The sequence below is a fragment of the Streptomyces sp. DH-12 genome (genome assembly GCF_002899455.1).
Taxonomy (GTDB): Bacteria; Actinomycetota; Actinomycetes; order Streptomycetales; family Streptomycetaceae; genus Streptomyces.
Window position 1 is genome coordinate 4,842,307 of sequence record NZ_PPFB01000001.1, and the last position, 24,463, is coordinate 4,866,769.

Below are 24,463 nucleotides of genomic sequence, written 5' to 3' on the forward strand. Positions count from 1 at the left end.
CCAGCCAGGTGAAGAGGGGTGGTGGCGCCGCTCGGGGCATGACGAACCAGGCCCATCGAGTGGGCGTGGGGTTGAGCGAGGGGGATGCGGCCGGTGAGGGCCGGGGCTTAGAGCTGAGCGAGGGCGGCGGTGGCCACCGGGAGGGCGATGCCCATGCGGGTTGCGAGTTGGGCGGCGGTGACCGGTGTTCCGTGCTCGGCGTGGTGGGTGTCCGCGATGCGCCGGGCAGCACTCAGCAGTGCGGCGGGCAGGGCCGGGCGAGGGCCGGTGGCAGGGGCCTTGGCGACGGGCGGGGCGGGGGCGGAGTCGGGCGCCTCCATCACGGCAGGTGCTTCGGCCGGAGGTTGCGCAGGTGTCGTGGTGGGGACCGGTTCAGGGGCCGGGGGAGCGGTCTCGGGAGCGGGCGCGGTAGTGGGCACCGGCTCGGCGATGGGCGCGGGGGCCGGGGTAGTTGCGTTGGCGTCCTCCAGGTGTGCGGCGGTGTGGAAGTGGGCCAGGAAGGCGGGGCCGACGTGGCCCCAGCCCAGGAGCAGGAGCGGGGCGACGGTGTCCAGGCAGGCCCGCCCGTAGCGTCCGGTCAGCAGGGGTTCGGCGGTGTTCAGCGCGAGGGTGAGCAGCCCGCACAGGTGCAGTAGCCGGGTGCCGGCCTTCAGCTCCGTCTTGGGGACGCCGCGCAGGGCCAGGTACCGGAGCGCGACCAGGAGGCCGACGACGGACAGGTCCACCATGGGGGCGATCAGCGGTGCGATTGGGCGGGGGACGCCGAGGCGCAGGGCGAGCGCCCAGACGTTGCCGAAGGAGAAGACGAAGGCCAGGGCCGCGATGACCGCCATGACAGTGGTCACGGTGCGCCGGGTGAACCGTTCCTCCGCCATGCGCGGGACCTCCTCTCGGGGCGTGGGGATCGGGGGCGTTCAGGGCTTGGACAGGGGGATGGCCGGGCCGTCTGGTCCTTCGTCGTCGCCGGGGTTCGTGTGGCCGGTGGTGTCGAGGAGGGCGTCCAGGCACAGAGCGGGGTCGGCGGTCAGATGGGAGGTGGCTTCCGCGATGCGGGCGGCGTCGGCGTCGGAGACGTAGGGGGTGCGGATGCGGGTGTAGCCGGGGCGGCCCTGCATCGCCATCACGGCGACGCCGACGTAGGCGGGGTCCTGCAAGGTGACCGGGCTGGAGTCGGGCCAGTTGCGGATGTCCTCACCCAGCGCGGCCACCGCGGCTTCCACGGTCTTCTGCGCGAAGGAGAGCCCGATGGGGCACACGTCGCGGATGAAGGTGGGGATGGCGTCGCCGGTGGTCTTCTGGCTGATCAGGATCACCAGGATGCCGACGCTGCGGCCCTTCTTGACCAGGTCCTCCACCAGCCGGGCGTTCTCCGCCGTCAGCGCGGCAAAACGTTTCGTCGTCGGGTCGCTGCCCTTGTACTCGCGGAAGTACGTGTGCGCCTCGTCGATGATCAGGACGGTGAGCGGCCATTCCGGAGAGGGGCCGAGGTGCCACATGTTCTTCACGCCCAGTACGTCCCGGATGGTCGCCGAGCGCCGCTTGCGCAGCTCCACCAGCCGCTTGAACAGCGCGTTCGCCTCGTCCAGGTCATCCCCGCAGAACGCGAACATCCGCTTGACCAGGTCGGCGTAGTCGCCCTCCGAGGCCCGCGACACCTTGCCGTCCGCAGTCGCGATCTGCACGGCGGCAGAGGGCGCGAAGTCGCAGACGAACTTGTTGACCCCCGAGGTCTTGCCCGCACCGGGGACGCCGGCCACCGTCACCCCGGGCACGTTGGCCAGGGACACGCACACCTTCGCGGCGTACTCGTCCACGCCCAGCTCCCAGCGTGTCAGGTCCGTGAGTGGTCGGCCGGTGGGCCGGTGGGTAGTCGGCGTGGTCAGTGGATCGGAGCGCACGCCCCGGATGGCCACCTTGCCGGGGCCGTCCGGCAGTACGGACACGCGCGTGCACCGCCAGGCGTCCGCCAGGAACCGGGCCGACTTCTGGTACTCCTCCAGTCCGACCTGCGGCAGCGTCCTGGCCCGCACTATGACTCCGAACTGGTCCGGCTTCACCTTGATCTTCGGCGTCAGGACCCGGGGAGCAGGCGGAGGGCTGTCCTTCTGCGTGAGGTTCCCCCGAGATGCGGAGGGCGGTGACAGCAGGTCAGATAGGACTCACCGAGAGGAGCCCTGTTGATGCCTGCCCCGAGGAAGTACCCACTGGAGTTGCGTGAGCGTGCGGTGCGGATGTACCGCGCCGCGGAGCCGAAGCCCGTGATCCGCCGTATGGCCGAGGAGATCGGTGTCCATCACGAGGCCCTGCGCGGCTGGATCCGCCAGGCCGAAGCCGACGCCAGCGAACGCGATGATCTGCTCACCAGCGACGAACGCGCCGAGCTGGCCGCGCTGCGCAAGGAGAACACCCAGCTCAGGCGGTCGAACGAGATCCTGCGGACGGCCTCGGCTTTTTTCGCGGCACAGCTCGACCCGACCCGGCCCGGGTGACCGCGCTCTTCGACGAGCACGAGCACCTGGAGGTCGAGCCCACTCTCCGGGAACTGCGCATCCCTTCCTCCACCTACTACCGGTGGCGCCGGGCGGCGAAGGAGCCGTGCGAACGGCGCCGCCGGGACACCGAGCTGACCGGGCAGATCCAGCGGATCCACACCGACTCCGGAGGCATCTACGGCTCGCCCCGCGTGCATGCCGTCCTGAAAAGGGAAGGCGTCCTCGTCGGCCGCAAACGAGTCGAACGGCTCATGCGCGAAGCCGGCCTCGCCGGGATCAGCCCTCGTCGGACGGGCAAGGGCTTCACCCGCCGCGACCGGGACGCCGAGCTCGCCCCCGACCTGGTCAGACGCGACTTCACCGCGGACGGACCGAACCGGCTGTGGGTCACCGACCTCACCATGATTCCCACCGGCGAGGGACCTTTGTGGCTGTCGGCGATCAGGGACGCGTTCTCCCGCCGGGTGGTGGCCTGGGAGACTGCCGCCCGCGCGGACGCCGACCTCGTACTGACCACCCTCGAGTACGCCCTCACCTCCCGCGAGGTCGAACCCGGGCAGTTGATCCATCATGCGGACCACGGCTGCCAGTACACGTCCGTGAAGCTCACAACACGCTTGATGAGAGCAGGAATCGAGGCATCCATGGGCTCCGTCGGGGACTCCTACGACAACGCCCTCGCGGAGAACCTCTGGATGCTCATCAAGACCGAGGGCCTGCGCGGCCGCACCTTCGCCACCCGGGCCGAGGCGAACCTCGCACTCTTCGAGTACATCGACGGGTTCTACAACAGCCGGCGCATCCAGAAACGCCTCGGCTACCTCAGCCCGCTCGAGTTCGAAGAGAAGCACTACGCCAAGCAGGCAGCGACCGAACGAGCGAACCTGAAACCCCGCCAACCTGCCCTGACCAGCTGATCAGCCCCTCCCGAGCAACGGGGGAACCTCAGCGCGGTGATCTGCGCGAGCAGGCCCGGGGTCTTGTCGGTGACCGTCAGCCCGGCCATCCGCGCGAGCCGTACCCAACCCCAGCGCACCCGCACGGCCTGCCGCATGCTGGCCCGCGTGCCCCGGTCGGCCCGCACGTAGCGAACCACCGTCACCAGCAGCCACACACCGACCAGCGCCGTAGCGATCGGCAGCGCGTACGACACGTATCCCGTGACGGCTTCCATGTCAGGCCCCCTCTTCACGTATCAGGCGGAACATGTCGCCCAGGTCGAGGCGGGCCGCCTGCTCCGGGCTCAGGCCGAGCAGATCGAGCACGGCGGACGAGACGGAGAACGTGGCCTTGCCCTCGGACCCCGGCAGGGGCCGGAGCGGAGACAACGCCCGCTCCGGCGCGGAATTTCCGAAGCGGATCACTGGGCGGCCTCCGCCGTCACCAGCTCCAGGCGGGCGGCGCGGTAGGCGACGCCGTCGGAGAGCTGACCGTTGAAGATCCGCGCCCACGGGGTCGCGAACAGCTCCACCGGCCGCACCATCGCCCCCGGCTTGAGCCCGGCGGCCAGGCCCGTCTCCGGGACCGTGATCTTCAGGACCTCGGCACGGCCGTCCTCCATGAGCATCACGGTCACCGTGTACAGCGACGCCCCGGTCTCCCGGTCGGTGGCGACCTCCCCGGTCTGCTGGTCCTTGATCTTCAGCACCGGATCGGTGCCCGCGATGCACACCGCCGACGGCAGCAGAGCAACACGGATACGGGTCATGGCCATGCCATCACGTCCTCGTTCGATGGAGTCGCTTGATCGACTCGCCATGACCATAGCGGCACACTCGCTACACCCGCAACAGTCGATTCGTATCGCTACGGCGATACGGCTGGAACGCCGAGGACGCCCAGGTGTGCCGTGAGTGCTGCCGCCGCTACCCTCGTGCCATGAAGCTGCCCCTGGGAGAGGACCCCCGGCCGCCGTACGTCCAGGCCGCCGACGTCCTGCGCGCCGCCATCCATGACGGCGAGCTGCGCCCGGGCGAGCGGCTCCCCTCCGCGCGCGAGCTGCAACGGCGCTTCGGAATCGCCAGCTCCACGGTCCAAAACGCCCTGCGGCTCCTCAAGGACGAAGGGCTGATCTACTCCGTCCTGGGCCGGGGCAGCTACGTGCGCCCTCAGGAAGCGCCGGCCGAAGCGGCGACGGAGGCCGCGGCGGACCACACGACCGATCCCGGCGAATCCGACCCCGCGTACACAGGTCTCGGCGATCTCCAACGCGGCTGGCAGACCGCGCCCGCCGACGATCCACGCCCCCCGTACGTACGGACCGCAGACGCACTGCGCAAGCAGATCCAAGACGGCCGGCTGGCACCAGGCGCCAAGCTTCCGTCCGCCCGTGAACTGCAAGATCAGTTCAGCATCGCCAACTCCACCGCGCAGAACGCCCTGCGGCTTCTCAAGGACGAGGGGCTGATCTACTCCGTGCAGGGCCGGGGCGTGTTCGTCCGCCAGCTCAGTCCCCGCGAGCAATTCCTCAAGCGCTACAACGAGTCGTTGGAGGAGATGGCGGCTCAGCGCCGGGCAGACGAGGAAGCCGTACGGCTCAGCGGCAAGACCGACGACGAGGTTGCCGCCGAACTGGAGGCCGCCGAGGAGCGGTTCGCGAAGGCCAGCGCCGAGTTCGAAGCCGCGACCATTCACCGCGACGTCATGCGAGCGGTCATGGAACAGCGCAAGCGCCTGAGCGGCAACTACACGCCCGAGGAGAACGCCGCCAAGGCCCAACGCCTCCTCGATCGCCTGGCCGAAGGCAAGCGCCGACGCTGAACCCGGCTGGACGCAGCATCAGGGCACGAAGCGCTCGTGATGCAACCCGAGACGAGCTGTTCAAAGTTTCTTTACTTGATCAAGGCGGCCCGCTGACGCGGCCCGCGCGCGCTCCGGCCCGGCGGGGCCGCCGCCCGCTCCTGTCTCCGCCCCGCTTGCCGTCGGCCCCGCCGGTCCGGGCGCGCAACAGTCACGCAGCGAAGCCTTCTGGGGCACTGCCCCAGACCCCGGCCCTCCCTCCGAGGGGCAGGGGGCCGAATGCCGGGTGCGGCATCGTCGTGGTGAGTGGTCGCGGGTCGCGGGTGGGGTCCCTCGTCGCCCGGTCACCGGAGGCGTACCAGGAACCCCCGAGGGCCGCCAAGGCCGAGCGCACGCGTCACGATGTGAGCCTTGGCGGCCCCCGGAGAACCCTGGCATGGCGAAGCTGCCCGACCGACGAGGGACCCCACCCGCTCAGGCGGCGGTTCTGCCGGAGCCCGGCCCCGTGCGGGGGCGGTGATCGCTCTGTGGCGGGTATCTGCCGGATAGCCACCGGTTGATGCGCCCGTCCGGCGTACCGTGGCGCTGGAGGTGGTGAACGGGATGACTACGGAACTGGCCGACAACGTCCGCAAGTACCGGCGTCGCGCCGGGATGAGCCAGGAGGAACTGGCCCACGCCGCAGGCGTGTCACCGGGCACAGTGCGCAAGGTGGAACAGGGCGGAACGATCCGCATGGAGACGCTGCACACCCTCGCCCGCGCACTGGGAGTGACCACCGCCGCGCTGATGGCGCCGGACGCGCCGGAACCCATAGGGCGGGCCGAGGAGCCGAACCGGCTCAACCTGATCCAGCTTCGCGCCGTGCTCACCCCGGCCGTCGGACTCGTGGACCAGGCCGCGGAAGTCGCAGGCGAGGAACCGAACCTGCGTACCTTCAGCCGTACGGTACGAGACGCGCGGGAACTGTACTTCTCCGACAGCTACAAGAGCGTCGCCGCCCAGCTTCCCGGCCTGCTACGCGATGCCTCCCTGGCCGTGGCCTACTACGACAACGGCGACGAGCACCGGCAAGCCCTCTTGGCCCGGGCCGAGGCGCTGCGTTTGGCCGGCACCTACCTCACTCAGGTGAGGCAGTACGACATCGCGTACGCGGCCCTGAACAGCGCCATCGCGGACGCCAAGCAGAGCGGAGACTTGCTCGCGGCAGGCTCGGGCGTCGGCGGCATGTGCTGGCTGCTGGTACGTCAGGGCCGACTGGACGAGGCGGAGCGGATCGCCGCCGAGAGCATGGACGCGGTCGAGCCGAAGATCACCGGGGCCGAGCCGGACCACTACGCGGTATGGGGCGGGCTCGCCATGGAGGCCGCAGCCGCAGCCGCTCGGAACAACCGCCCGGACGAAGCCAAGGAGTACCGCAAGGCGGCGCGGGTGGCGGCAACCGCCGTCGGCACCGCGCACCGCAACCTCTCCCGGCACTGGTCCGTCTTCGGGCCCGTCACCGCTGCTCTGAAGGCACTCGAAGACTCCATGGTCATCGGGGATGCCCGCGCGGTCGTGCGGAAAGCGGACGAGGAAGAGGCGCTGTCGCCCAGGGCGTGGAAGCGCCTGGGCAGGCCCAGTACCAACGACGGGAACCGCTTCACCCTCGACGTCGCGCGTGCCCACACCCGCACCGGAGACCTGTCGGCGGCGATGGACGAACTGACCCGGGTCCGGGAAGCCGCCCCCGAATGGCTCAGGCACCAGAACTCGGCCGCCGAGACCATGCAGGAGATCTTGAGCAAGCGGAAGCGCACCCTGACGACGGAGATGCGGGACATGGCCGCCTACCTCGACGTTGTCGGATAGCCACCACGCTGCGTGGTAGTTCGCAGACCCGGCGCCGCGAACTGCCCTGCTGCTTGCATGGAGTGACGATCACCCAGACGGCTACGGTCGCCGTGCCCTATCAGCGACCCACGCCAGGAGTGCACGGTGAGCAGTTCCAGGAGCGACGCGGACCGTATGCGACGCAGGGAGTTGTATGACGCGGCGACGGGCGTGGCCGGCCCCCGCTTACTTCCCTGGACCACCCCCGACGGGAACCCCTGCTACCTCAGCACCGACGGCAGGGGCTACCTGTCCACACTCGCTGACAGCATCGAAGCCGTCCAACTCGGCATGGGCGAGGAACTGCTTGAGCACGCCCGCGAAGCCCTGGCCCCCGGCGCGCGGGCACTGTCGGCCACCGAGTACCGCTGGCTGGCCAGCCGACTGGCCGAGGCCCTGACGGACGCGCTCCGGGTGGCCGAATCGCGAGGACAGCGCATCCCGGACCCGCAGGAGGAGGCGGCCGAGCATGTCTGACTCCGCAACCACCGGCACCCCGGTCCGCAGGCGCTACCGCTTCCGCGAGTACCACGTGACCGCCGTGGTGGACCCGATGACCCTGCCCACCTTCGAGGCCATCTGCGTCACCGGAGAAGACCACGACTGCGGCGCCACCTCCGGCGAACTCCACGCCGAGGAGGAACTGACGCGCTGGATCGCCGAGCACTGCGCCCAGACCGGCCACGATTTCTATCGGCGCACGACCCGCGCCACCCTCCGAGCCGAGCCCGGCGCATGGCAGTAGCGACCCTCCCGACGCCCGCGCCTCCTGACGGCAGTAGCGACGGCAACGCCCACGGATTTCTACGCACAACCACGGACACCAGCGGAACGCAAAACCCACGCTGACCAGCGAAGAAGCAGGTAGAGGGGTACCGCGTAGCACACGTACTATGTGCTGGCAGGGAAGACTCCGGTCCTCGTTCACAACAGCAACTGTGACTTCAAGATTGGGGTTGCGGACGAGAAATATGACAAGCATGTCTTGGGGCTCGATGATTCCGGGAATCCGACCCGTAGGCCTGATATGCCGGAATACGATACGGATGATGGATTTGAAAGATACGTCGCGGACGCGCAGGCGCTGATGTGTCCCGGTAGCTGTCCCGCTGCTGCACGTGAAGCTGTCAGAAGTGACGGTGTCATCATTCGAATGGACTCCCAAGGGAGAATTGGAATGAGAGACGGGAATACCATCACGACCTATTTCCGGCCAGATGATCCGCTCGCATACTTCCAGAGAGAGGCGGCCCGATGACTCAAGACACTGGGGACTTCCGTGACGCGTTCTCCAACTTCGTCAGAGAGTCTGGTCGGTGGCGTGACGTTGAACCGGAGGCACTCCTGTCTCGCTGGCGTGGTTTCGTCGAAAGTTGCGAACAGGGCTATCGGGATGACGCCGAAGACTACTTCAATGATCTGACGTCGAGGGATTCGCTGGCGCGAGCTCTTGATGCTGCGGAACTGCAACGCTTTCCCGAGCTTGCGCTACTTCGCGCAGAAGTGGAAGCGATAGACGCAAGATTCCGCGCACTCCTGATGCCAGATGCGTTCCCAAGGATCTCTGCGGAATCCTGGTGGGCGCGCGGCGTGGTGAAATTTGCGCGGAGGCGGCTAGTGGATGACCTGCGGCGGCAATACCACCTTGAAGTGGCACTGCTCGAATAGTTCTTGAAGGTTCGCGTCAGTAAGACCGTGTCCTACGTGGTGAGGCGGACGAGTCGCTTGTAGCAGCACAGGGCGGCGGCAAGTCCGAGAAAGGCCAGGTAGTTGCGGGGATCGCGCTCGTAGCGAGGGCTGAGTCGGCGGTAACCGGAGAGCCACGACATGGTGCGCTCGATGACCCAGCGGCGCCGCCCTAATCGTTCGCTGGACTCGATGCCTTTGCGGGCGATACGCACGCCGATTCGCTTCCACCGGAGCCATCTACGCAGGTCGGCGCGGTCGTAGGCTTTGTCCGCATGCAGGCGCTGGGGCTTGAAGTACCGGCCTCGGTGGGGGTCGTGTCTCGTTTGGTGACCCTCGACCATCGGCTTCAGTCCTTCGCTGTCGTGGACGTTGCCGGCCGAGACGCCGACGAGGAGGGGCAGGCCGTTCGCGTCCGACAGGACGTGCATCTTGGAACCCGGCTTGCCCCGGTCCACGGGGCTCGGACCTGTGTGTTCGCCCCTTTTTTAGCCCGCACGTGGGCGGTGTCGAGAACGACGCGGGTGACATCGACCAGACCCGCGTCGTCCAGGCGGTGCAGCACGGCCTCATGCAGCTGGCCCCAGACGCCGGCCCTGGACCAGATCAGGAACCGACGGTGCGCGGTCGACTTCGAGATGCCGAAGCAGGGCGGCAGTGCCCGCCAAGCACAGCCGGACACCAGGACATAGATGATCGCGGCGAACAGCGTCTCATCAGGTGTGTCCTGCGTTCCGCCGCCCTGCGGCCGCACCTTCGACGGCGGGATCAGCGGCTTCGCGATCTCCCACAGTCCGTCCGGAACAATCCAACTCCACGTACCCCGCCCCATACCGAACTCAACGACGCCTCACCACGTAGGACACGGTCTAAGAGCTTGTCTCACGTGGTGAGTTTTGCGAGTTTCTTGTAGCAGGTCAGGGCCGCTGCGAGTCCGAGGAAGGCCAGGAAGTGGCTGCCTTTGCGCTCGTACCGGACGGTCAGGCGGCGGTAGCCGAAGAGCCAGGAGATCGACCGTTCGATCTTCCAGCGGTGCCGGCCGAGACGCTCGCTGGACTCGATGCCGGGTCGGGCGATGCGCGGGACGATGCCCCGCTCGCGCAGCCACTTCAGCCTGTCGGCGGAGTGGTACGCCTTGTCGGCGCGGAGCCTGCCGGGCCGACGTCTGCGGGGGCCGCGCCGGGAGCGGATGGCGGGTATGCCCAGCACCAGCGGCAGGAGCGCCTGGCTGTCATGGACGTTCGCGCCGGAGACGCCAAGGGTGAGAGGGAGGCCCTGGGCGTCGGCCAGGACATGGAGCTTGCTGCCTTTCTTGCCCCGGTCGACCGGATTGCGCCCGGTCAGCGATCCCCCTTTTTCGCGCGGACGGAGGCCGCGTCCACGATCGCCGAGGTCCAGTCCACCTCGCCACGGGCGCCGAGTTCGTCCAGAACGGCCTGGTGCAGCCGCCGCCACAGCCCGTCCTTGGTCCATGCGGAGAACCGGCGATGGGCGGTGGCCGGCGAGACGCCAAATGTCTCCGGCAGGTGCCGCCAGGCACAGCCGCTGGTCAGCACGTACACCACGGCCGTGAACACCGCCCGCTCATCCACCGGGGCCGTGCCTCCGCCTTGCGGACGGGAAGCGAACGAAGGCAGCAACGGTGCGACCAGTGACCAAAGTTCGTCAGGAACCAACCGCTGCGACAAACCAACACCCATGGCACAGCATCATGCCGCATCAACCTCACACCACGTGAGACAAGCTCTTAGCGCCGGATGCGGAGCCGGACGTGAGTATAGAGGCCGGCGGTGACGCCGGCCTGGAGCCTCCGTAACCTGCCACCTCACCGCTTCAATCTCAGCGGCCACGACGACGTTCGGCCGGTAACTCCGCGCCAGCGTTCCGTTGGTGCGTCGAAGGATCAAGGCCGCCACCGCACCCGGTGCTCCGCCAGGTGTGACAGCACCGCGTGGTTCGCCTCCCAGCCGTCCGGGAACTTCACCAGGGTTCCTAGCTGGACCGGTTCGGTGGACGGGTAGTCGTCCAGCAGGTCGGTCACGCCTTCGCGGCAGACGACGATGCAGGCGTGGCGGTGGCGGGAGGCGAGGACGCACAGGCGGCCCGTTTCCAGGTGGAACGCGGTGGCGTCGGGGCGGCCGGACAGCGGGTGCAGGACGACCGTCACGTCGTACTCCCGGCCCTGGAGCCGGTTCGCCGTGTCGACGGTCACGTCGCTCACGCCCAGGTCCGCCAGCGCCACGCGCACCGCCGCCGCCTGGTCGCGGTGGGCCGTGCCGACGGCGACGCGGTCCGCGGTGAGCGGGGTGGGATCGGGGGAGCGCTCGGAGACCGCCGCGCCGCCCCGGTCCAGCAGGCGGCGGACCACCTGGGCGACCGCCCCGACCGCCTCCGGGTCGGTGCGCGGGGTGTGCCGGGCGGGCAGCTCCAGCAGGCCCCAGCCGGTCTCCGCGGCCTCGTCGATCACCCGGTCGGGGCCCGAGCCGTCCGAGGGGACGGCGAGGGTCAGGGCGCGGTCGCCGTGGCCGGTGCCGCTGCGGAACGGGGTGAACGGGTAGAACGCGTCCGACACCAGCGGCGCCGCCGAGGCGGGCAGCCGCCAGGAGACCGGGAGGCGGTGCTGCGGCAGGTCGGGGTTGTGGGCGAGGAGGGTGGTGACGGCCGAGCCCGACGGGTCGTACGAAAGCCCCGCCCACTGCTCGGCGCCCACGAGGGAGAACGGGTCGAGCTGCCCCGGGTCGCCCACGAACAGCGCCCGTTCGAACAGTCCGGCCACCGCGAGCAGCGCGTCCGAGCGCATCTGGTACGCCTCGTCGACGATGGCGTGCTGCCACGGTTCCACGTTCTTCACGTGCGCCCACTTCGCCGCCGTCGAGAGCACCACCGGCAGCCCGGCGAGGTCGGCCGCCTTCGCCGACGTGCGCACCTGCTCCAGGCCGTCGAGCGCCTTGTCGTAGGGGTCGGTGTCGCTGCTGTGCAGGCGGCCCACCGGCAGGTCCGGGTTCTTCTCGGCGAGGCGGAGGACGAGGTCGTCCACCTGGGCGTTGGTCTGCGCCACCACCATCAGCGGGCGGCCCGCCTCCGCCAGCTCCAGCGCCGCGCGCACCACCAGCGTGGACTTGCCGGCGCCGGGCGGGGAGTCGACGACGACACCGCGCGCGGGGCCGTGGAGTGTGTCGCGGAGGATCGCGTCCGTGGCGCGGGCGGCCGCGGAGCCGGGATGGAACGCCGTCTCTTCGACAGGGGCGGTCACAGCAGGTCCTCCTCGGTCACCGGGTCGGCGGGCTCGGGGGCGGGATCCTCATCGGGCGGGCCGCCGTGCGTCCACGGGGTCTCCTCCGGGTCGGGGAGTTTCGCGCCGCCGCGCGGCTCGTGCTCGAAGAGCGTGAAGCACAGCAGGTCGCCCTTCTCCGGCACCGAACCGGGCTCCGGCTCCTTGCCCCGGCCCATCTTGTCCATGATCCGCAGGACCAGCAGCCCCTCCTCGGGGCCCTCCTCGTACCCGACGAACTCGGCCGTCTGCGGCTTCCCGCCCAGCGAGCGGTACACCTTCACGCGCTCCCCCAGGTGGGGCCGGTCGTCCGTGCGGACCGTGACCAGCGGGCGCGGGCTCGGCCGCTTGCTCTCGCTGTACGCCATCACCACGTCGACGACCTCCCCGGCGAACGCCTCCCCGGACAGCCGCCGCGCCGCCATCGCCAGCGGGTCGTCGAGCGCCTCCTGCGCCTCCAGGCGGGCCTGCTCCCGCTCGCGGGCGGCCAGCTTGTTCGCCGCCGTCACCGCGTCGTCGCGGCGGGGCTGCGGCGGCTCCCCGGCCGCCACCCGGTCGCGGTGGCCGGTGAACGACCAGCGGTCGCGCGTCCAGCGCTCCTCCACCCGGGCGCCCTCCGGCAGCTCCCGCAACAGGTCCAGGCCCCGCCACACCGCGTCCCAGGTGGGCCGCGTACGGCTCTCCACCAGCGCGCGGATCTCCCGCTCGGCGGCGGTCAGCGCGCCCAGCCGGTCGTCGGCCTCCACGCCGTCCTCGGCGGCGGCGAGCGCGGTGCGGGCACGGTCGTAGCGCTCGATGGCCGGGGCGAGCAGCTTGTTGTCGAACGCCGGGTCGGTCGCCGGGCCCGCGGGCGGGCACACCAACTGGCCGTCGCCGTCCCGCGCCAGCTCCGCCTCCTGGGCGGCCTCCGCCCCGGAGCGGCCCTCGGGCGGGTCGATCCAGGCGAGCAGCGCTCCCAGGTGCTGGTCCTCCAGCGTGGACTGGCCGGTCGCCCAGTGCCGGCTCAGCACGTCGGTCATGGCGAGCAGCAGGCAGGAGCCGGGCACCCGGGCCCGCTCCCCGAAGTGCGTCAGCCAGCGGCCGAGCAGCGGCACCCGGGGCGGCGCCGGGAACGGCGTCTCCGGGTCCTGCTCCGCGGTGCGCCGGAACCGCATCGACCGGCCGAGCAGGCGTACGAGGTCGATGCCGGCCCGGCTCGGCACGATCAGCTGGGGCGCGTCCGCGCACAGCTCGACCTCGACCTTGACCCGCTTGCCGGTCTCCGGGTCGGTCTCCGAGCGCTCGGCGGCCTCCACGGCGTCCGCGAAGCCGTCCACGTACGGCAGGACCACGTCGGCCAGTTCGGCGAGGAACGCGAACCGCAGCTCGCGGTCGCGCGGCTGCGGCACCACCAGCAGCCGCGGCGCGTCCCGGTCGGCGCCCACCAGCGCGCCGAGCGGGGCGCCCGCCTCACCGGCGGTGATGAGCGGCACGAACACCAGGGGCCGCTCGGACAGGTGACGGTGCCGGACGGTGGCGGCCGGCTGGGCGCGTCCGGTGTCGACGGCCTCGAGGCGGGCGAGGGTGGAGATCAGCGACACGCGGCCACCTCCCGCGCGGACGCCAGCGCCTCGGCGCGCAGGGCGGCGGCCCGGCGCAGCGCGGCCACCGCCGGGTCGTCGGGGTCGCCCGCCTCGCCGCGGGCCGCCGCCAGCACGTCCCCGACGGTCGTCAGACCGCCCAGCTCCGCCCGCACCGGGCGGCCCAGGGAGGTCACGGCGCCGGCCGCGCGGGAGCGGTCACGGCAGTGGAAGGCCAGCTCGCACGCGGACAGGCACTCCGGCGCGTAGGTCGCCGGGACCGAATCCACGGCCTGCTCGAGCCGCTCGGGAGGCAGCTCGGGGGAGAAGCAGGTGCCCTCTGGGAGGGTGTCGGCGATCTCCTCGATGCGGGTGAGCCGGGCGAGCTGACGGGCGGTCACCGCGCGCTGCTTGCGCACGTCCACGGCGGAGGCGGCCGGCAGGTTGGAGAAGTCCTTCGGGCACACCAGCAGGACGCGGTGGCGCACCCGGGGCGGCGGGTCGAGCCGCTCGGCGACCCGCTCCAGGGCCAGCACGTACACCGCGGCCTGGCGGGCGGCCGCGCCGACCTTCGCCGGGTCGGCGGCCCCGTCCAGCATGGGGAACGACTTGATCTCGACGACCGTCCAGCTGCCGTCCGGATGCACCACCACCGCGTCCGGCTCCAGGAACGCGGGCGAGCCCGCCACGTCCAGGGCGAGCATCGGATGGTCCAGCAGCGTCCACGCGCCGGGCGCCTCGGCGGCCTCGCGCAGCGCCAGCTCCGTACGCGCGGTGCGGCCCTCGGGGCCCTGCGCGCTCAGGTCGGGCACCCGGGCCCCGGCGGGCGGTTCGGCTCCGCGGTCCAGCTTCTCGTGGGCGAGGCGCAGCAGTTCCGTGCCGCCGTCGGCCTTGACCTTCGCCTCGAAGGCGTTGCCCCGGACGAACGCGAACTGGGACTGACCGAAGACCGAGGGGGAGCCCAGCGCGCCGGCCAGCGCCGCCTTGTCCACCCCGGCGCCGTCGAGGATCGCGCGCCGTCTGCAGCCCGGGTTGGCGGCGAGGGCGGCCAGGGCACGCGCGTCCAGCGCTTTGGCCTGCACCTCGGGACCGCGCAGCTCAGCGAGCCGGTGCCGGAGCCTCTTCCCCCGCGTCCGAGGGGGAGGCACCCGGTTCGGCTCCTGGTCCGTACCGCGACTCGGGATGCCGCTGCCGTGGAATTCGCTCACCCGCGGAAGTGTGGCATCCGGCACTGACAATCGTGGCATCCGTGGCGGGAGGGACCGCTGGGGCGGCCGTCGCGCCGGTCCGGAAGCGGGCCTTCACGAGGTCCGCGTACCGCATCACGTGCGGGGCCAGCAGGAGGCCCGCGCCCATCACGGCGGCGCCCGCGAGCGCGTCGAGGAAGTAGTGGTTCGCGGTGCCCATCACCACGATCGTGGTCACCAGCGGGTAGATCACCGCGGCCGCCCTGGCCCAGCGCCCGCGCCCGTACTTCCAGAGGATCACCCCGCACCACAGCGCCCATCCCACGTGGAGGCTGGGCATCGCCGCGTACTGGTTGGTCATGCCGCCGAGGCCGCGCGGGGCGCTCGCCTCGCCGCCCCACCAGCCCCACGAGCTGTAGTACGCCATCGTGTCCACGAAGCCGTGGCTCGCGTCGAGCAGCCGGGGCGGGCAGGTGGGCAGCAGGGTGAAGCCGATCAGGCCGATGAACGTCGACGTCATCAGCCAGGTCCGGGCCGCGCGGTAGTGCACCGCGCGGGAGCGGAACAGCCACACGAGGACCACCGGGGTCACCAGGTAGTGCAGGGACGCGTACCAGAAGTCGGCGGGTACGCCGAGCCACGGCTCGCGGGTGAACAGGCGGTTCAGCGGGTGCTCCGCGTTGAGGTGCAGCACCTTCTCGATGCGCAGGATCGCCAGGCCGTGGTCGACGGCGTCGGAGACGTCGCCGCGGACGACGAGCCGTCCGGCGGAGTAGCAGGCGTACACGAGGAGGATGAGCGGCAGCTCCGTCCACCAGCGCATCCGGGTCGCCGGGACCGCCTCGGTGCCCGGTGTCTCGGTGTGCGGCATCCGATCGCTCCCCCTTCTCCTCGCGCTGTGCTCGTCGGCGGCCAGCCACTTTACGGCGTGTGCGCGTCTACCCGCGTACACGCCCTCGCTACCGGACAGACGCGTGGACCGCCCCCCCGGTTGCCCGCGACCAGGGTGAGCGATGATGGACGTGTTCCGCCTGTGCTTTTCCCGGAAGGTTCCCCATGGCTCCGCGCATCCTGCTGGCCCGGCACGGACAGACCGCGTGGTCGCTGTCCGGCAAGCACACCGGCAGGACCGACGTGCCGTTGCTGGAGGAGGGCCGCCGCGGGGCGAAGCTGCTGGGCGAGCGACTGCACCGGCCGCCGTACGACGGGCTGCCGGACGTCGAGGTGCGCACCAGCCCGCTGTCCCGCGCGCGGGAGACCTGCGAACTGGCCGGCTTCGGCGGCCGCGCGGAGCACTGGGACGCGCTGCTGGAGTGGGACTACGGCGCGTACGAGGGCATGACCCCGGCGGAGATCCAGGCGGTGCGGCCGGGCTGGCTCATCTGGCGGGACGGCGTCCCCGGGGGCGAGACGCTCGCCGAGGTGACGGCCCGCGCGGACGAGGTGGTCGCCTGGGCCCGCTCCGCCGACCGGGACGTGCTGGTCTTCGCCCACGGCCACATCCTGCGCTCCCTCGCCGCCCGCTGGCTGGGTCTGCCCCTCGACTTCGCGGCCCGCGTCCGCCTCAGCCCGACGTCCCTGTCGGTCCTGGGCTGGGCGTACGGCGAACCGGCCGTGGAGAGCTGGAACGACGTGGGGCACCTCGCCCTCTGAGTCCTCTGACGCGCCTCTTCCCTCGTCTCCGCCCTCCGCCCCGCCGGGCCGTGTGACCCGGCCCGGACACCGCGGGCCCCGCCGGCGTTCCCCTGCGCCGGCGGGGCCCGCGGTCCGTGCCCTCCGGGGTCACACCATGCGCGGCAAGGAGGCGTGGCGGTCCAGGAACTCCGAGACGCCGGACGTGCGGCGGTGCGGCAGCAGCACGCGGGAGGTGCCGGACAGCATCGAGCGGACGCGGGACGACTGGACGTCGCTCAGCAGGTCCAGGGCGCGCATCCCGGCCTGCGCGGCCTCGTCGGGACGGCCGCCGCGGGCCAGGTCGTCGGCCAGCTCCGCCGTGTACAGCGCGAGATTGCGGGTGAAGGGCGGGTTCTGGAGCTCCGCCGCCCGGCGGGCGTGGCGCGCCGCGCGCGGCCAGTCGCCCAGCGTGGACCAGCACTGCGCCTCCAGGCCCTCCAGCTCGGCCTCCCCGTAGAAGGTCATCCACTCGGGGTCCGCCTCCGCGGGCCCGCGGTCGAAGTACGCCTGGGCCCGCACCAGCGCCTGTTCGCAGCCCGCGCGGTCGGCGAGCCCGGCCCAGCCGCCCGCCTCGCGCAGGGCGAGGAGCGACATCAGCCGGGGTGAGCCCAGCGGGCGCGCCGCCCGCTGGGCCGCCTGCGCCGCCCGCACCGCCTCCCGGGGGCGGCCCGCGTCCCGCGCGAGGAACGCCGTGTTGCAGAACGCGTGCGCCTCCAACGCGGGGTCGCCCGTCACCCGGGCGGTCGCCAGCGCCTCCGCGTAGTGCGAGCGCGCGTCGTCGAAGCGGCCCGAGTCGTGCGCCAGCCAGCCCACCGAGATGGCCAGTTCCCCCGCGCCCGCGTACAGCCGGTCCGCCGTGCGCTGCCGGACCGCCCCCGCGTCCAGCAGCTCGTACGCGGCCCGCAGCGGGGCCGCCGCACGGCGGTAGAGCCCGTCCGCCCCGTGCCGGTCGTCGAGCACCCGGATCCGGCGCACCGCCTCCTCCAGGGCGCACGCGTCCGTGCTCCCCGCGCGGCGCACGGGCCGCTGTGCCGCCGATGCCTCCGGGGCGAACCCGTACGGGCCCAGGGCGGCGGCGGCCACCGTGGCGCCGCCGGTCATGAATGCGCGACGCAGCACGTCGCTCTCCTCGTGGTCGTGCGGGTCGTACTCGTCGTACGTGTCGTACCTGTCGTGCGTCTCATACGGCTCGCACGCCCCGCTGGTCTCACTCGTGGCGTCCGCCGGGTTCTCGGGCTGGCCCCCGGCGGCCCCTGTCCGGCGCCCGCGGACCGACGAGCGGGGCGCGAAGCCCAGGTCGGTCAGCGTGCGGCCGGGGAACATGTGCAGGAACACCCGCTCGTAGGCGTAGTTCGGGCAGCGGATCTCACCCGCCTCGACCCGGTGCACGTACCGCGCGTCACAGCTGACCCGCTCGCCGATCTCGCGGGCGGCCCGCCGTACCGCCGCGGCGAACTCGGCCGGCGAGCGCGATCCGCGCAGGCGCCGGAAGGCGAGATTCGGCCGCGGTGGCCGAGCTGGCTGGGACGAGGGCACCGATGACGACGCCATGGCCGGGTCCTCTCTGCGAACCGTCGAACCATGCCGGGAACGAGGCGGCTTGTCCGAGTGCCACCCTGTTTCCGGCGGGCATGAACGTACCTGCTGTGACGGACTGGGTACGTTGAGTTTGGCCACATACCGGATATGTCATCCGTGATCTGCCATGAAGTGCCATCCTTTGCGGCGGACTTCCGGCGTAGCCCTTGACGGCGCGGCTCGTTGGACTCTGTGGACCGGGAGCCCCCCGACTCCCGACCCTCGTCCGAGCAGGATCTGTGTGGTGGAGGCCGGGATGATGACGACCAGCCGGAAGAACGACCCCCTCGAACCCGTCGGGCCGGACTGTGACGTGGTCACCGTCCCGGCCCGGCAGGGCCTGGAGGCGGTGGACATCCTGCGGCGCGGAGCCGGGGACGCGGTGGGTCCGGTGCTGCACGACGGCGGCCGCGGCACCCTCGGCTTCCTGGTGCCGCCCGGCACCGCGGCCGCGTGGGACGTCCCCGGCAGCGTCTGCACGGAGACCGACGGCCGCGGACTGTGTCTGACGCCCGGCCGGCCGGCGGAGGGCTCCGACTGGCTGGTGCCGCCCGGGGAGGCGGACCTGGCGACGGACCCCGCGGTGCTGCGCGAGGCCCTGGGGGAGGCCCAGCGGATGATCGAGGCGGCGGACAGCCGCAGTTGAGCGGCCGGGCGTCCCGCGAGCGGGCGCCCCGCCGGGCCCCGGCGGGGCGCGGGGCGCGGCCTGGGACAATGACCGCATGGGACGGGGCAGGAGCAGCGGACGGGGACGGACGGCCGTCGAGGCCGTCACCGAGCAGGTCGACGGAGGGGTCGCCGAGCTCGTCCCGGACCGCGACCGGCCCCGCGCCTGGACGCTGCTGATCGACGGGGCGCCGCAGTCGCACGTCGACCTGGACGACCCCGCCCGCCTCTCCTTCGAGTACCAGCGCCGCTTCGGGCACGTCGTCGACCTCGTCGCCCCGCCCGGCGCACCGCTGCGGGCCGTGCACCTCGGCGGCGGCGCCTTCACCCTCGCCCGGTACGTCGCCGCCACCCGCCCCCGCTCCACCCAGCAGGTCGTCGAGCGCGACGGGGCGCTGGTGCGACTGGTCCGGCGGGAACTGCCGCCGGACCCCCGGGCACGGATCCGGGTGCGCACGGCGGACGCCCGGGAAGGGCTCGCCAAAGTGCCCGACGGCTGGGCCGGCCTCGTCGTCGCCGACGTCTTCGGCGGGGCCCGCACCCCGGCCCACCTGACCTCGGCCGAGTTCCTCGACGAGGTCCGCAGGGCCCTCGCCCTCGGCGGGGTCTACACCGCCAACCTCGCCGACGGGCCCCCGCTGACGCATCTGCGCGGCCAAGTCGCCACCGCCGCCGCCCGGTTCGCCGAGCTCGCGCTGATCGCCGACCCGGCCGTGCTGCGCGGCAAGCGGTTCGGCAACGCCGTCCTGGTCGCCTCCGACGCGCCGCTGCCGCTCGCCGAGCTGACCCGCCGGGCCGCCTCCGACCCGCTCACGGGCCGGGTCCTGCACGGCCGGGACCTCACCGGCTTCACCGGCGGCGCGGCCCCGGTGACCGACCTCAGGGCGGTGGCGTCACCGGCGCCGCCCGCCGACGTCTTCCGCCGAACCGCGCCGTGAGGCGGCGTCAGTACGTGACGATCTCCACCCGCGGCGGGCCGTCGTGCCAGGTGCAGAACACCGTCACCCGGTCCGCGCCCGAGGCGAACTCCACCCGGATCCACGTCTGCGTCTTCCACACCTGCATCGACCAGCCGGCCCCCGGCGTCGCCGACACCAGCGACGCGGACGCCTCCCCGATGTCGAACACCGCCCGGCCGCCCCGGGTGTCGTAGCCCTCGACCTCGCCGGCGGCGGTCGCCGCGGGCGCGGACGGCGTCCTCGAAGGGGTCGGGGTGCGCGAGGGCGACGGGCCCGGCGGGACGGACCCGGTGGACGGACGCGTCGACGGCGCGCGGGACGTCTCCGTCCGCTTCCCGTCCTCCTGCGACGGCCCGGCGGACGGGCGGCGCGTGGACGACGACACCGCCCGCGCCTCCTCCTCGCCCGCCGGGATCGGCAGGGCGCGCGGCGGGTCGTAGGCCGTGCCCTCCATCACCGTGCTGACGCCCCACCACGACAGCGTGACCGCCGCGCCCGTGGCGAGCAGCCAGGCCAGTAGGTGGAGGAGTCCTCTGCGCATCGTCGGGCCATACTGCCCCACACGCCCCGCCCGTGTCGCGCCCCGGGCGGGCGCGGGATGTCCGTCCACAGGCCGTCGGGCGGCTCGTCCGGAGTTGTCCACAGGCCCCGGCCGCCCCCGCCCGGCATGGCGTACGGTGCCGCCCATGGCAAGTGTTCTCGTGGTCGAGGACGACCAGTTCGTACGTTCGGCGCTCATACGGCAGCTGACCGACGCCTCGCACACCGTGCGCAGCGTCGGGACCGCGCTGGAGGCGCTGCGCGAGGTCGCCCATTTCCGCTTCGACGTGGTCGTCCTGGACCTCGGCCTGCCGGATCTCGACGGCTCCGAGGCCCTGAAGATGCTCCGCGGCATCACCGACGTCCCGGTCATCGTCGCCACCGCCCGCGACGACGAGACGGAGATCGTGCGGCTGCTCAACGCCGGCGCGGACGACTACCTGACCAAGCCGTTCTCCGTCGAGCACCTCTCCGCGCGGATGGCGGCCGTGCTGCGCCGCGCCCGCTCCGGCGGCGGCGCGGCCGCGCCCTCCCCGGTGATCCGGGTCGGCGGCCTCACCGTCGACCCGCTGCGCCGTCAGGCCGAACTGGACGGCGTGCGACTCGACCTGACCCGGCGTGAGTTCGACCTGCTCGCCTTCCTCGCCGGACGGCCCGGGGTGGTCGTGTCCCGCCGGGAGCTGCTCGCCGAGGTGTGGCAGCAGTCGTACGGCGACGACCAGACCATCGACGTCCATCTGTCCTGGCTGCGCCGGAAGCTGGGCGAGACCGCCGCCCGCCCCCGCTATCTGCACACCCTGCGGGGCGTCGGCGTGAAGCTGGAGCCGCCGGCCGGCGCGGCCGGACCCGCGCAGGCGCCCGGAGCGGAGCCGCCCCGATGAGATGGGCCCTGGTGAAGGTGTCGCTGGCGGTGACCGCGATGGTCGTGGTGGCCTTCGCCGTCCCGCTCGGTCTGGTCGTCCGCGAGATGGCCCGTGACCGCGCCTTCGCCGGCGCCGAGCGGGAGGCCGCGGCCGTCGCCCCCGCGCTGTCCATCACCACCGACCGCGCCGAGCTCGAACGGGTCGTCGCCTCGGCCGGCTCCGACGCCTCCATGGCCGTGCACCTCCCGGCGGCCGCCGGTGGACAGGCCGTGGACACAGGGGAGCGGCGGGCCTCCGACGAGGACATCGCCGCCGTGCGCGAGCTGGGCCGCGCCTCCACCTCCACCGTGCCCGGCGGCTCGGCCCTGCTCCAGCCGGTCGCGCTCAGCTCCGGCGAGATCGCCGTCGTCGAGGTGTTCGTCCCGGAGTCCGAGGTCACCAACGGCGTCGGCACGGCGTGGGCGGTCCTCGCGGGCGTCGGCCTCGCCCTGATCGTCGGCTCGGTCGCGGTCGCCGACCGGCTGGGCGTGCGGATGGTGCGCCCCGCCCAGCGGCTGGTCGAGGGGGCGCACGAGCTGGGCGAGGGCAAGCTGGGCGCCCGCGTGCCCGAGGAGGGACCGACCGAACTGCGCCTGGCCGCCGTGGCGTTCAACTCCATGGCCGACCAGGTCGTCCAGCTCCTCGCCAACGAGCGGGAGCTGGCCGCCGACCTGTCCCACCGGCTGCGCACCCCGCTCACCGTGCTGCGGCTCAACGCCGCCTCGCTGGGCGACGGCCCGGCGGCCGAGCAGACCCGGGCGGCGGTCGAGCAGCTGGAGCGCGAGGTCGACACCATCATCCGCACCGCCCGCGACGCCAAGCCGCAGACGGCCGCCGCCGGACCCGGCGCGGGCTGCGACACGGCCGAGGTGGTGCGCGAGCGGATGGCGTTCTGGTCGGCGCTCGCCGAGGACGAGGGCCGCAAGTGGCGCGTGGCCGGGGCGGACCGGCCGGTGCGCGTCCCCGTGGCCCGCGCCGACCTGGCCGCCGCCCTCGACGCCCTGCTCGGCAACGTCTTCCGGCACACCCCCGAGGGCACCGCCTTCGCCGTCGACGTGCACAACGGCGAGGACGCGGTGATCGTGCTCGTCTCCGACGCGGGCCCCGGCATAGCCGACCCCGGCGCGGCGATGGCCCGCGGCCGGGGTTCCGGCGCGGACGGCTCCACCGGCCTGGGCCTGGACATCGTGCGCCGCCTCGCCGAGTCCACGGGCGGCGACGTGCGGATCGGCAGGTCGGTGCTCGGCGGGACCGAGGTGCGCGTCTGGATCCAGCTCGACGGCCGCGACCGGCCGCCGCGGCGGCGCGGGCACCGGGGGAGCGTCCGCCGGCGCCGGACGAGCCGCTGCGCGCTGCCCCTCAACCGCTCCCGACCCCTTCCTTGAGCGGGCCCTGAGACCCCCGACCGGCCCTCCGGGACCGGACGAGCCGCCCGGTCCCGGAGGGCCGGCGTGCTGCCGCGCCCCCTCCACGAACGGCGACGAGGGCCGGCACGCGATGAGCACGCGCCGGCGCAGGATCAGCGCAGGATCAGCGGCAGGAACAAGGCGACCGGCGCGGTGGCGGCCGCGGCCGTCGCCGCCGGAGGGGCGTTCCCGTTCACGAGCACCGCGCAGGCGGCGGGCGTGAGAGCCGCGTACACCCGGACCCGCGGAGAGCGACGGGGAACGCGTGCCCCGGCCGGACCTCCCCCCACCCGGCCGGGGCACCCGTGCGTCCGGTGGCAGGCCCGGACGCGCACGAGCGGGGCGCGGCGCTCCCCGGGGAACGCCGCGCCCCGCCCCCCGGACCCCGCGCCCCGTTCCTCCCGGACGCCGAGGGCCGTCAGATGCCCTCGAGGTCCGGAAGCACACCCTCCTTGGCCGCCCGCGCGTACCACAGCGCGCTCGACTTCGGCGTCCGCTTCTGGCTGACGTAGTCGACGTACACCGCGCCGAAGCGCTTCTCGTAGCCGTACGCCCACTCGAAGTTGTCCAGCAGCGACCACAGGAAGTAGCCGCGCACGTCGGCGCCGTCGTCGAGGGCCCGGCGCACCGCGGAGAGGTGGCCGTGCAGGTAGGCGACGCGCTCCGGGTCGTGGACCTTGCCCTCGGCGTCCGGCTTGTCGTCGTAGGCGGCGCCGTTCTCCGTGATGTAGAGGGGAAGGCCGGGAGCCTCGCGGTGGTAGCGCATGATCAGCTCGTGCAGCCCGGTCGGGTCGACCGACCAGCCCATCTCGGTCTGCTCGCCCGGCGACTGGTGGAACGCCACGTCGTCGGCGGCGGGCCACGGCGAGTGCTCGCTCGTCCCGTGGCCGTCGGCGCGCGGGCCCTTGTCGTCCGGGTCGGCGGCCGACACCAGGGTCGGCGTGTAGTAGTTGAGGCCGAGCGCGTCGATCGGCTGGTGGATCGTGTCCAGGTCGCCGTCCTGGATGCACGACCAGTCGATGACCGAGGAGGTCGCCTCCAGCAGCGTCTCCGGGTAGGCGCCGTGCAGGATCGGGCCGTGGAAGATGCCGCCCGACAGGTCGTCGATCTTGCGGGCCGCCGCCACGTCCGCCGGGTCGCCCGGGTTCAGCGGGCGCACCACGGAGGTGTTGAGGCTGAGGGAGATCTGGTTGCGGGCCGGCATCACCGAGCGCAGCGCCTTGGTGCCCAGGCCGTGCGCCAGGTTGAGGTGGTGGGCGGCCTTCAGCGCGGCGGCCGGGTCGGTGCGGCCGGGGGCGTGCACCCCGGAGGCGTAGCCGAGGAAGGCGCTGCACCAGGGCTCGTTGAGCGTCATCCACGTCTCGACGCGGTCGCCGAGCGCCTCGCCCACGATCTTCGCGTACTCGGCGAAGCGGTGGGCGGTGTCGCGCTCCGGCCAGCCGCCCGCGTCCTCCAGCTCCTGCGGCAGGTCCCAGTGGTAGAGGGTGACGGCCGGCTTGATGCCCTTGTCCAGCAGCTCGTCGACCAGCCGGCGGTAGAAGTCCAGACCGCGCTGCACGGCCGGGCCGCGGCCGGTGGGCTGCACGCGGGACCAGGACACGGAGAAGCGGTAGGTCTGGAGGTTGAGGTCGGCCATCAGCGCCACGTCGTCGCGGTAGCGGTGGTAGTGGTCGACGGCGATGTCACCGGTGTCGCCGCCCGCCGTCTTGCCCGGCGTGTGGCTGAAGGTGTCCCAGATGGAAGGGGTACGTCCGTCCTCCCGCACCGCCCCCTCGATCTGGTACGCGGAGGTCGCGGCGCCCCAGAGGAAGGCCGGAGGAAAGGTCACCGGGGTCGCCGGCGTGGCGGAGTCAGACATGGAAGCGCTCCCATAGAGGTCGCATAGGGGTCGTGGAAGACCGACGGATACGTGAGAGAGAGGAAGGGGGCCGA

Annotated in this window: 24 protein-coding genes and 1 pseudogene; 12 read left to right on the plus strand and 13 right to left on the minus strand. The window is 72.5% G+C overall.

Annotation, left to right across the window (positions count from 1 at the left end; translation table 11 throughout):
• Window positions 1–107: 107 nt before the first annotated feature.
• Both C1708_RS20730 and C1708_RS20735 read right to left on the minus strand, forming a co-directional pair.
• Window positions 108–875: a DUF2637 domain-containing protein gene (locus C1708_RS20730; RefSeq protein ID WP_106414081.1), complete on the minus strand. Its 768-nt coding sequence runs from the start codon at window positions 873–875 to the stop codon at window positions 108–110.
• A gap of 39 nt (window positions 876–914) precedes the next feature.
• Window positions 915–2,111 (minus strand): annotated as a pseudogene (locus tag C1708_RS20735) (FtsK/SpoIIIE domain-containing protein); the annotation flags it as partial.
• A gap of 69 nt (window positions 2,112–2,180) precedes the next feature.
• Here C1708_RS20735 and C1708_RS20740 point away from each other — a divergent pair.
• Together C1708_RS20740 and C1708_RS20745 are read left to right on the plus strand one after the other, a co-directional pair.
• Complete coding sequence (locus tag C1708_RS20740) at window positions 2,181–2,489, plus strand: transposase (protein WP_106413700.1); 309 nt, start codon at window positions 2,181–2,183, stop codon at window positions 2,487–2,489.
• Entirely contained in the window at window positions 2,486–3,409 is a 924-nt protein-coding gene (locus tag C1708_RS20745) for an IS3 family transposase (protein WP_106413699.1), read from the plus strand. The genes C1708_RS20740 and C1708_RS20745 overlap by 4 nt, the downstream gene beginning before the upstream one ends.
• Window positions 3,410–3,667: 258 nt before the next feature.
• On the opposite strand, the gene C1708_RS34035 is transcribed toward C1708_RS20745, so the two are convergent.
• The gene (locus C1708_RS34035) at window positions 3,668–3,820 is read right to left on the minus strand and encodes a hypothetical protein (RefSeq protein WP_157951283.1); all 153 of its coding nucleotides are present in this window, start codon (window positions 3,818–3,820) and stop codon (window positions 3,668–3,670) included.
• Window positions 3,821–3,852: 32 nt separating this feature from the next.
• Entirely contained in the window at window positions 3,853–4,206 is a 354-nt protein-coding gene (locus C1708_RS20760) for an SCO3933 family regulatory protein (RefSeq protein ID WP_106414083.1), read from the minus strand.
• A 164-nt stretch (window positions 4,207–4,370) separates the two neighbouring features.
• On the opposite strand from C1708_RS20760, the gene C1708_RS20765 reads away from it, so the two are divergent.
• The 5 genes from C1708_RS20765 (at window position 4,371) to C1708_RS20795 (ending at window position 8,771) form a co-directional block, all read left to right on the plus strand.
• A complete protein-coding gene (locus C1708_RS20765; protein WP_106414084.1) occupies window positions 4,371–5,252 on the plus strand; it encodes a GntR family transcriptional regulator in 882 nt (293 codons plus the stop codon).
• Between the two features lie 558 nt (window positions 5,253–5,810).
• Window positions 5,811–7,082 carry a helix-turn-helix domain-containing protein gene (locus tag C1708_RS20775; RefSeq protein WP_241911297.1) on the plus strand — a complete coding sequence of 424 codons (1,272 nt, stop codon included), beginning with the start codon at window positions 5,811–5,813 and terminating at the stop codon, window positions 7,080–7,082.
• Between the two features lie 126 nt (window positions 7,083–7,208).
• Window positions 7,209–7,580 carry a hypothetical protein gene (locus C1708_RS20780; RefSeq protein ID WP_241911298.1) on the plus strand — a complete coding sequence of 124 codons (372 nt, stop codon included), beginning with the start codon at window positions 7,209–7,211 and terminating at the stop codon, window positions 7,578–7,580.
• Window positions 7,573–7,848, plus strand: a complete 276-nt coding sequence (locus C1708_RS20785) for a DUF7848 domain-containing protein (RefSeq protein ID WP_106414087.1) — start codon at window positions 7,573–7,575, stop codon at window positions 7,846–7,848. The genes C1708_RS20780 and C1708_RS20785 overlap by 8 nt, the downstream gene beginning before the upstream one ends.
• Before the next feature lie 509 nt (window positions 7,849–8,357).
• The gene (locus C1708_RS20795; RefSeq protein ID WP_106414088.1) at window positions 8,358–8,771 is read left to right on the plus strand and encodes a hypothetical protein; all 414 of its coding nucleotides are present in this window, start codon (window positions 8,358–8,360) and stop codon (window positions 8,769–8,771) included.
• 32 nt (window positions 8,772–8,803) lie between these two features.
• Here the strand turns inward: C1708_RS20795 and C1708_RS20800 are convergent.
• The 6 genes from C1708_RS20800 to C1708_RS20825 all read right to left on the minus strand — a co-directional run bounded on the left by C1708_RS20800 (window position 8,804) and on the right by C1708_RS20825 (window position 15,677).
• A protein-coding gene (locus tag C1708_RS20800) for an IS5 family transposase (RefSeq protein WP_106414089.1) occupies window positions 8,804–9,621 on the minus strand; the annotation gives its coding sequence in 2 pieces (ribosomal slippage) (window positions 8,804–9,273 and window positions 9,273–9,621; 819 coding nt in all).
• Between the two features lie 50 nt (window positions 9,622–9,671).
• A protein-coding gene (locus C1708_RS20805; protein WP_502696076.1) for an IS5 family transposase occupies window positions 9,672–10,489 on the minus strand; the annotation gives its coding sequence in 2 pieces (ribosomal slippage) (window positions 9,672–10,139 and window positions 10,142–10,489; 816 coding nt in all).
• A gap of 203 nt (window positions 10,490–10,692) precedes the next feature.
• The gene (locus tag C1708_RS20810; RefSeq protein ID WP_106414091.1) at window positions 10,693–12,042 is read right to left on the minus strand and encodes an AAA family ATPase; all 1,350 of its coding nucleotides are present in this window, start codon (window positions 12,040–12,042) and stop codon (window positions 10,693–10,695) included.
• Window positions 12,039–13,640, minus strand: coding sequence for an amino acid adenylation domain-containing protein (locus C1708_RS20815; protein ID WP_106414092.1), 1,602 nt, complete (start codon window positions 13,638–13,640; stop codon window positions 12,039–12,041). The genes C1708_RS20810 and C1708_RS20815 overlap by 4 nt, the downstream gene beginning before the upstream one ends.
• Window positions 13,631–14,767 (minus strand): hypothetical protein, encoded by a 1,137-nt coding sequence (locus C1708_RS20820; protein ID WP_106414093.1) that lies wholly within the window; start codon window positions 14,765–14,767, stop codon window positions 13,631–13,633. Before C1708_RS20820 ends, C1708_RS20815 begins: the two co-directional genes overlap by 10 nt.
• On the minus strand, window positions 14,718–15,677 hold the full coding sequence (locus C1708_RS20825; protein ID WP_106414094.1) for a phosphatase PAP2 family protein: 960 nt from the start codon (window positions 15,675–15,677) through the stop codon (window positions 14,718–14,720). Before C1708_RS20825 ends, C1708_RS20820 begins: the two co-directional genes overlap by 50 nt.
• A 185-nt stretch (window positions 15,678–15,862) precedes the next feature.
• Between C1708_RS20825 and C1708_RS20830 the strand changes: the two genes are divergently transcribed.
• Window positions 15,863–16,459, plus strand: coding sequence for a histidine phosphatase family protein (locus C1708_RS20830; RefSeq protein ID WP_106414095.1), 597 nt, complete (start codon window positions 15,863–15,865; stop codon window positions 16,457–16,459).
• 129 nt (window positions 16,460–16,588) lie between these two features.
• Here C1708_RS20830 and C1708_RS20835 read toward each other — a convergent pair whose 3' ends face one another.
• Entirely contained in the window at window positions 16,589–18,031 is a 1,443-nt protein-coding gene (locus C1708_RS20835; protein ID WP_106414096.1) for an NsdA family TPR-like regulatory protein, read from the minus strand.
• 283 nt (window positions 18,032–18,314) lie between these two features.
• Here C1708_RS20835 and C1708_RS20840 point away from each other — a divergent pair, with 283 nt between their 5' ends.
• Together C1708_RS20840 and C1708_RS20845 are read left to right on the plus strand one after the other, a co-directional pair.
• The gene (locus tag C1708_RS20840; protein ID WP_106416404.1) at window positions 18,315–18,704 is read left to right on the plus strand and encodes a hypothetical protein; all 390 of its coding nucleotides are present in this window, start codon (window positions 18,315–18,317) and stop codon (window positions 18,702–18,704) included.
• A 76-nt stretch (window positions 18,705–18,780) separates the two neighbouring features.
• Window positions 18,781–19,662 (plus strand): spermidine synthase, encoded by an 882-nt coding sequence (locus C1708_RS20845; protein ID WP_106414097.1) that lies wholly within the window; start codon window positions 18,781–18,783, stop codon window positions 19,660–19,662.
• Window positions 19,663–19,669: 7 nt separating this feature from the next.
• On the opposite strand, the gene C1708_RS20850 is transcribed toward C1708_RS20845, so the two are convergent.
• Window positions 19,670–20,224, minus strand: a complete 555-nt coding sequence (locus C1708_RS20850; protein ID WP_106414098.1) for a hypothetical protein — start codon at window positions 20,222–20,224, stop codon at window positions 19,670–19,672.
• Between the two features lie 145 nt (window positions 20,225–20,369).
• Between C1708_RS20850 and C1708_RS20855 the strand changes: the two genes are divergently transcribed.
• Entirely contained in the window at window positions 20,370–21,104 is a 735-nt protein-coding gene (locus C1708_RS20855; protein ID WP_198602550.1) for a response regulator transcription factor, read from the plus strand.
• Complete coding sequence (locus C1708_RS20860; RefSeq protein WP_106414100.1) at window positions 21,101–22,510, plus strand: sensor histidine kinase; 1,410 nt, start codon at window positions 21,101–21,103, stop codon at window positions 22,508–22,510. The genes C1708_RS20855 and C1708_RS20860 overlap by 4 nt, the downstream gene beginning before the upstream one ends.
• A 439-nt stretch (window positions 22,511–22,949) precedes the next feature.
• On the opposite strand, the gene C1708_RS20870 is transcribed toward C1708_RS20860, so the two are convergent.
• A complete protein-coding gene (locus tag C1708_RS20870; protein WP_106414102.1) occupies window positions 22,950–24,389 on the minus strand; it encodes a GH1 family beta-glucosidase in 1,440 nt (479 codons plus the stop codon).
• Between the last annotated feature and the right edge of the window lie 74 nt (window positions 24,390–24,463).